Origin of the sequence: Kitasatospora sp. NPDC059747, from assembly GCF_042732955.1 — a bacterium.
GTDB lineage: Bacteria > Actinomycetota > Actinomycetes > Streptomycetales > Streptomycetaceae > Kitasatospora.
Genome location: NZ_JBHWGV010000171.1, coordinates 2933 through 9788, shown reverse-complemented (window position 1 = coordinate 9788; position 6856 = coordinate 2933). Strand labels below are relative to the sequence as shown.

The window sequence follows — 6856 nt, the reverse complement described above, 5'->3', positions numbered from 1 at the left end:
GGGGTTTAGTGTATTGGTGTTTCTTTGATACTCAGTATACACACCACCCCCCCCCCCCACACCTTCGGCGCCGCCCACGGCCAAGGACCTCTGCTCCCTGCCCAGGGCGGCGTGATAACCGCAGACGGACGAAGCGCCCTGCCTCCGGTCCGGAGGCAGGGCGCTCAACGAAGCTAGTTCGCGCCGAAGAAGGCGTCCAGGATCTGCTGGGCCGCCAGGCCCGCCGGCAGCGAGCCTGCGCGCACCTGGGACTCCAAGTCCTCTGCGACGCGCCGCACTTCGTCGTGCTCGTGCAGCCGGGCGTAGAGCTGGTCGTGGACCATCGTCCACGTCCACTCCACCTGCTGGTCGCGGCGCTTCGCGGCCAGCGCGCCCGTCGCGTCCAGCACCTTGCGGTGCTGCTGCAGGCGCTCCCACAGCACGTCGAGGCCCAGGCCCTCGCGGCCGCTGCAGGTCAGTACCGGTGGCGTCCATGCCGCGTCCGGTGCCTGCAACAGCCTTAGGGCGCCCGCGAGTTCGCGGGCCGCGCCCTTGGCGTCCGTCTCGTGGGGGCCGTCCGCCTTGTTGACGGCGATGACGTCCGCCAGTTCCAGGACGCCCTTCTTGATGCCCTGGAGCTGGTCGCCGGTCCGGGCCAGGCTGAGCAGCAGGAAGGTGTCGACCATCCCGGCCACCGCCGTCTCGGACTGGCCGACGCCCACCGTCTCCACGAGCACGACGTCGTACCCGGCCGCCTCCATGACCACCATCGACTCCCGGGTGGCCTTGGCGACGCCGCCGAGCGTGCCCGAGGTGGGGGAGGGGCGGACGAAGGCGGCGGGATCCACCGCCAGGCGCTCCATCCTGGTCTTGTCGCCCAGGATGGAGCCGCCGGTCCGGCTGGAGGTCGGGTCGACGGCGAGCACCGCGACCCGGTGGCCCGCCGCCGTCAGCATCGTGCCGAAGGAGTCGATGAAGGTCGACTTGCCGACACCGGGCACACCGGTGATGCCGACCCGGACCGCGCCGCCCGCGTGCGGGAGCAGCCGCTGGAGCAGCTGCTGGGCCAGCACCCGGTGGTCGGGCCGGGTCGATTCGACGAGCGTGACGGCCCGCGCGATCCACGCGCGCGAGCCGTCGAGGACGCCCGTGACGTAGCTGTCGAGGTCGATCGTCCGCGGAGGCATGGAGGTTCAGCGGCTCACAGCTCGTGGCCGAGGTCGGCCGCCAGGGACTTCAGCAGGTCGTACGCCGCGTCCGGGATGACGGTGCCGGGCGGGAAGACCGCCGCCGCGCCGGCCTCGTACAGGGCGTCGAAGTCCTGCGGCGGGATGACGCCGCCGACGACGATGGTGATGTCCTCCCGCCCGGCCTCGGCGAGCGCGGTGCGCAGCGCGGGCACCAGGGTGAGGTGTCCGGCGGCGAGCGACGAGACGCCGACGATGTGGACGTCGGCCTCGACGGCCTGGCGGGCCACCTCGTCCGGGGTCTGGAACAGCGGGCCGACGTCGACGGTGAAGCCGAGGTCGGCGAAGGCGGTGGCGATGACCTTCTGGCCGCGGTCGTGGCCGTCCTGGCCCATCTTGGCGACGAGGATGCGCGGGCGGCGGCCCTCGGCCTCCTCGAAGCGCTCGACGAGGTCCCGGGTGCGCTGGAGGGGGGCCGACTGGCCCGCTTCGTCTCGGTACACACCGGAGATGGTACGGATCTGGCCGGAGTGGCGGCCGTACACCTTCTCCAGGGCGTCCGAGATCTCGCCGACGGTGGCCTTGGCGCGGGCCGCGTTGACCGCGAGGTGCAGCAGGTTGCCGTCGAGGGAGCCGCCGCGCTGGGGGCCGGCCTCGGCGGCGCGGGTCAGCGCGTGCAGCGCGTCCTGCGTCAGGGCCTCGTCGCGCTCCGCGCGCAGGCGGCGCAGCTTCTCGATCTGGCGGGCGCGGACCGAGGAGTTGTCGACCTTGAGCACGTCGATCTGCTCGTCGCTCTCCACCCGGTACTTGTTGACGCCGATGACCGGCTGGCGGCCGGAGTCGATGCGCGCCTGGGTGCGGGCGGCGGCCTCCTCGACGCGCAGCTTGGGGATGCCGGCGTCGATGGCCTTGGCCATGCCGCCGGCGGCCTCGACCTCCTGGATGTGCTGCCAGGCGCGGACGGCGAGGTCGTGGGTGAGCTTCTCGACGTAGGCGGAGCCGCCCCACGGGTCGATGACGCGGCAGGTGCCGGACTCCTGCTGGAGCAGCAGCTGGGTGTTGCGGGCGATGCGGGCCGAGAAGTCGGTGGGCAGCGCGAGCGCCTCGTCGAGGGCGTTGGTGTGCAGCGACTGGGTGTGGCCCTGGGTGGCGGCCATCGCCTCGACGCAGGTACGGGTGACGTTGTTGAACACGTCCTGCGCGGTGAGGGACCAGCCGGAGGTCTGCGAATGGGTGCGCAGCGACAGCGACTTGGCGTTCTTCGGGTCGAACTGCTTGACCAGCTTGGCCCACAGGAGGCGGGCCGCGCGCAGCTTGGCGACCTCCATGAAGAAGTTCATGCCGATCGCCCAGAAGAAGGACAGCCGCGGCGCGAAGGCGTCGACGTCCAGGCCCACGTCGAGGCCCGCGCGCAGGTACTCGACGCCGTCGGCGAGGGTGTAGGCGAGCTCCAGGTCGGCGGTGGCCCCGGCCTCCTGGATGTGGTAACCGGAGATGGAGATCGAGTTGTACCGGGGCATCTTCTGCGAGGTGTACGCGAAGATGTCCGAGATGATCCGCATCGACGGCTGCGGCGGGTAGATGTAGGTGTTGCGGACCATGAACTCCTTGAGGATGTCGTTCTGGATGGTCCCCGCCAGCTTCTCCGGCGGCACCCCCTGCTCCTCGGCCGCGACGATGTACAGGGCGAGCACCGGCAGCACGGCGCCGTTCATCGTCATCGACACGGACATCTTGTCCAGCGGGATGCCGTCGAACAGCTGGCGCATGTCGTAGATGGAGTCGATGGCGACGCCCGCCATGCCGACGTCGCCGGTGACGCGCGGGTGGTCGCTGTCGTAGCCGCGGTGGGTCGGCAGGTCGAAGGCGACCGAGAGGCCCTTCTGGCCGGCCGCGAGGTTGCGGCGGTAGAAGGCGTTGGACTCCTCGGCGGTGGAGAAGCCCGCGTACTGGCGGACGGTCCACGGCTGGTTGACGTACATGGTCGGGTAGGGCCCGCGCAGGTACGGGGCGATGCCCGGGTAGGTGTCGAGGAAGTCCAGGCCGGCGAGGTCGTCGGCGGTGTACAGCGGCTTGACGCCGATGCCCTCGGGGGTGTCCCAGACGAGCTCGTCGACGTCCTTGCCGGTGGTCCGCCGCCAGGCGGAGCGCCACTGCTCGGGGGTGACGTCGCGGGCGGCGCCGCCGTCCAGCCCGATTCCGGTGAAGTCGGGGATCATCGGGCCACTCCGATCAGGTCCAGCAGGGAGGTCAGGGCGGCGACCGCGTCTCCGCCCGCGTGGATGAACTCGTCCACTCCGGCGGGTACTTCGGTGAGCCGTCCGGCGAGCAGCACGCGCCGGGCGCCGGCCTCCTTGAGGGCGCCGGCGACGGCCGCGGCGTGCTCGCCGTACAGGGCGTCGCTGGAGCAGAGGCAGGCGACGGTGGCGCCGGAGGCCCGGAAGGCCTCGGCGAACGCGGCCGGGTCGGCGGACTCCAGGGAGACGGTCGCGATCCCGCCCGCCTGGAACAGGTTGGCGGCGAAGGTGGTGCGCGCGGTGTGCGCGGCGGCGGTGCCGATCGACGCCAGGAACAGCTTCGGCCGCTCGCCGTCGGCCGCGAGGAAGGCGTCCGAGCGGTCCCGCAGGGCCTCGTACGCCTCGGCGCGCCGCACCTGCGGCAGCCCGCCGCCGGGCGCGGCCGGGGCCGGCTCGCGGACCAGCGGGTGCTCGTCCAGGTGCGGGAACTCGCTGACACCGGTGACGGGTTCGCGCCGCTTGGCGAGCTTCGCGGAGCGCTCCGCCCAGGTCGCGGCGATCCGCTCGCCGACCAGGCCGGACTCCAGCGCGGCCCGCTGGCCGCCGGCCCGCTCGATCTCCTGGAACCAGGCCCAGGCGGCGTGCGCGAGCTCCTCGCTCAGCTGCTCGACGTACCAGGAGCCGCCGGCCGGGTCGATCACCCGGGCCAGGTGGGACTCCTCCAGCAGGATCGACTGGGTGTTGCGGGCGATCCGGCGCGCGAACGCGTCGGGCAGGCCGAGCGCGGTGTCGAAGGGCAGCACGGTCACGGCGTCGGCGCCGCCGACCCCGGCGGCGAGGCAGGCGACGGTGGTGCGCAGCATGTTCACCCACGGGTCGCGCGCGGTCATCATGACCCGGGACGTGACGGCGTGCTGGCGCTGCGCGGAGGCCTCGGCGGACGCGCCGGACACCTCGGCGACGCGGGCCCACAGGCGGCGCGCGGCACGGAACTTGGCGATCGTCAGGAACTGGTCGCCGTCGGCCGCGTAGCGGAACTCCAGCTGGCCGAGCGCGGCGTCCACCGGGAGCCCGGCGGCGGTCAGGGCACGCAGGTAGGCGACGCCGGTGGCGAGCGAGCAGCCCAGCTCCTGGGCGGGCGAGGCGCCGGCCTCGTGGTACGGCAGGGCGTCGACGGTGAGGGCGCGGACGCCGGGGTAGTCGGCGGCGCAGCGGGCGGCGAGCGCGGCGGCGTCGGCGAGCAGGGCGTCGGTGCGGGCGGTGTCCCCGGTTCTGGCCTGGAGGCCGAGCGGGTCGGCCCCGAGGTTGCCGGCGGCGGCGCCGGGAGAGACCTCGCGCTCCTCGTACAGCTTGAACAACTGCTCGGCGGCGTCGGCGAATTCGGCTCCGGCGTCGAGGGCGACGGCGGCCAGGTCCAGGTAGACGCCGGCCAGCGCCTCGGGCAGCGCGGCGATCGGCAGGCCGTCCCCGCCGAGCTCCAGCCAGAGCGAGCCGACGCCGTTCTCCAGGTCCGCGAGGACCGCCTCGTTGGTCCGGCGCCGGTCCGGGTCGGCGTGCCGCTGGCGGACGTCCCACCCGGCGACGGCCGAACCCTGCGGGCGACCGCCGCGCACGAACGGCGCGAAGCCGGGGTAGCCGGCCTCGGCGCCGGTGTCCTCGGCGGTGTACAGGGGGCGGGCGCTCAGGCCGTCCTGGAGGCGGGTGGCGAGCGCCTGTTCGGCGGCGGGGGCGTCCTCGGGCTGCGCACCGGACTTGCGCAGCACGCCCTCGACGAGCCGCTGCCACTGCTCACGGTGCGCTGCCGGGAACTCGGCGGCGAGGGGGAGCCCTTCGGGCGGGACCTTCATGACCGCAGGTTAGCGCCCGTTCGCGCGGGCACAGGAGGGCCGGTGGATGTGACCTTTCCCTCGATTTAGCCACACTTCAGCACTCCGGGTGACGCCGAGTGCCAGCCGGGGCGTCGAGGGGGCCGGGCGGTCGGGCGGACGGTTGAACGAAAGCGGCGGCCGCGGTCGTTCCAAGAAGGAGAAGTGACAACGGGATTGTGGAACCTCGGCGCCCATCTATTAAGTTACTTCGAAGAAGGCGGGTGGGGCTGACATCCCCCGTGCGATCCCACCCGCCTTCGCTCCGCCGTGCCCTGTTCCGCCCCGCTCCGCCCTGCCTCCGTCCCCCGAAGGAGCCCACCGCCATGGGAAAGCGCCGCAAGCCCAGCCCCCCGAGCCGGGCGCGCCTCGCCGTCCTCACCACGGCCGTGGCCGGCGGCGCGGTGCTCGCCGCCGGGACCGCCCACGCCGAGCCGACGCCCACGCTCGCCTCCGTCAAGGAACAGGTGGACAAGCTCAACGAGGAGGCCGAGCAGTCCATCGAGCGCTACAACGGCTTCCAGGCCAAGCAGCAGTCGCTCCAGGCGGACGCGAACCGGATCCAGGACAAGGTCGCCCGCGGCCAGGAGGCGATGAACGAGCTGCGCACCCGGCTCGGCGCGGTGGCGGGCGAGCAGTACCGCACCAACGGCATCGACCCGGGCATCCAGCTGATGCTCGACTCCGACCCGGCCGGCTACCTGGAGCGCGCCGCCGCGCAGAACCAGGTCGTCGAGGGCCAGACCGCACTGCTCAAGCAGGCCCGCGACGAGCAGCGCCGGCTCGACCAGGACCGCGCCGAGGCCGCCGCCATGCTCACCCAGCTCGACAGCGTGGGCGCGTCGCTGGGCGAGGAGAAGAAGCAGGTCCAGAGCCGGCTCGCGCAGGCCCAGGCGCTGCTCAACAAGCTGAGCGCCGAAGACCGGGCCAGGATCAACGCCCAGGAGTCCGCCGAGAAGGCGAAGGCCGCCGCCCAGCAGGCCGCCGCGGCGGACCGGGCCTCCCGCTCGGCCGGCCGGCCCGCCGCGGGGCCCGGCGCGGACGCCACCCTGCCGAGCCCGAGTGCGAGCGGCCGCGCCGCCGACATCATCAAGTTCGCCACCGCCCAGCTCGGCAAGCCCTACGAATGGGGCTCCACCGGGCCGAACACCTGGGACTGCTCCGGCCTGACCGGCGCCGCCTACCGCGCGGCCGGCGTCAAGCTCCCCCGGATGTCGCAGGACCAGTGGAACGCCGGCACGCGCATCGCCCGCGGCGACCTCCAGCCCGGCGACCTCGTCTTCTTCTACGAGGACATCCACCACGTCGGCATCTACATAGGCGACGGCAAGATGATCCACTCCCCGCGCACGGGCAAGAACGTGGAGGTCCTCCCGATCTCCGTCATGCCGTACATGGGCGCCGTCCGCCCCGCCTGACGGGCACCGCCCGCGGCACGGCGACGAAGCACGGCTCACGTCGACGAAGGAGACGGGCCCCGGGGCGCCCCCCGGCTCGGCCCGGGCCCCGGCCCCGGGGGCGGTGGGGGTGTTCAGGAGCGGGCCCGTGCTGCCCCTGCGGCGGGGGCGGGGCAGGGGGGGGCCGCGGG

The 6856-nt window shown here is 73.3% G+C and carries 4 protein-coding genes; 1 reads left to right on the top strand and 3 read right to left on the bottom strand.

Translation table 11 applies throughout. From position 1 onward, the window contains the following. Positions 1 to 173: 173 nt before the first annotated feature. Genes meaB through ACFV4G_RS40160 form a run of 3 tightly spaced genes read right to left on the bottom strand, consistent with a single transcriptional unit; the run spans position 174 to position 5250 of the window. On the bottom strand, positions 174 to 1166 hold the full coding sequence (gene meaB / locus ACFV4G_RS40170; RefSeq protein ID WP_380447988.1) for a methylmalonyl Co-A mutase-associated GTPase MeaB: 993 nt from the start codon (positions 1164 to 1166) through the stop codon (positions 174 to 176). A 14-nt stretch (positions 1167 to 1180) separates the two neighbouring features. Then, on the bottom strand, positions 1181 to 3385 hold the full coding sequence (scpA, locus tag ACFV4G_RS40165) for a methylmalonyl-CoA mutase (RefSeq protein WP_380447986.1): 2205 nt from the start codon (positions 3383 to 3385) through the stop codon (positions 1181 to 1183). Further along, a complete protein-coding gene (locus ACFV4G_RS40160) occupies positions 3382 to 5250 on the bottom strand; it encodes a methylmalonyl-CoA mutase family protein (protein WP_380447984.1) in 1869 nt (622 codons plus the stop codon). The genes scpA and ACFV4G_RS40160 overlap by 4 nt, the downstream gene beginning before the upstream one ends. A 344-nt stretch (positions 5251 to 5594) precedes the next feature. Between ACFV4G_RS40160 and ACFV4G_RS40155 the strand changes: the two genes are divergently transcribed. After that, the gene (locus ACFV4G_RS40155; RefSeq protein ID WP_380447982.1) at positions 5595 to 6686 is read left to right on the top strand and encodes an NlpC/P60 family protein; all 1092 of its coding nucleotides are present in this window, start codon (positions 5595 to 5597) and stop codon (positions 6684 to 6686) included. Positions 6687 to 6856: the final 170 nt, after the last annotated feature.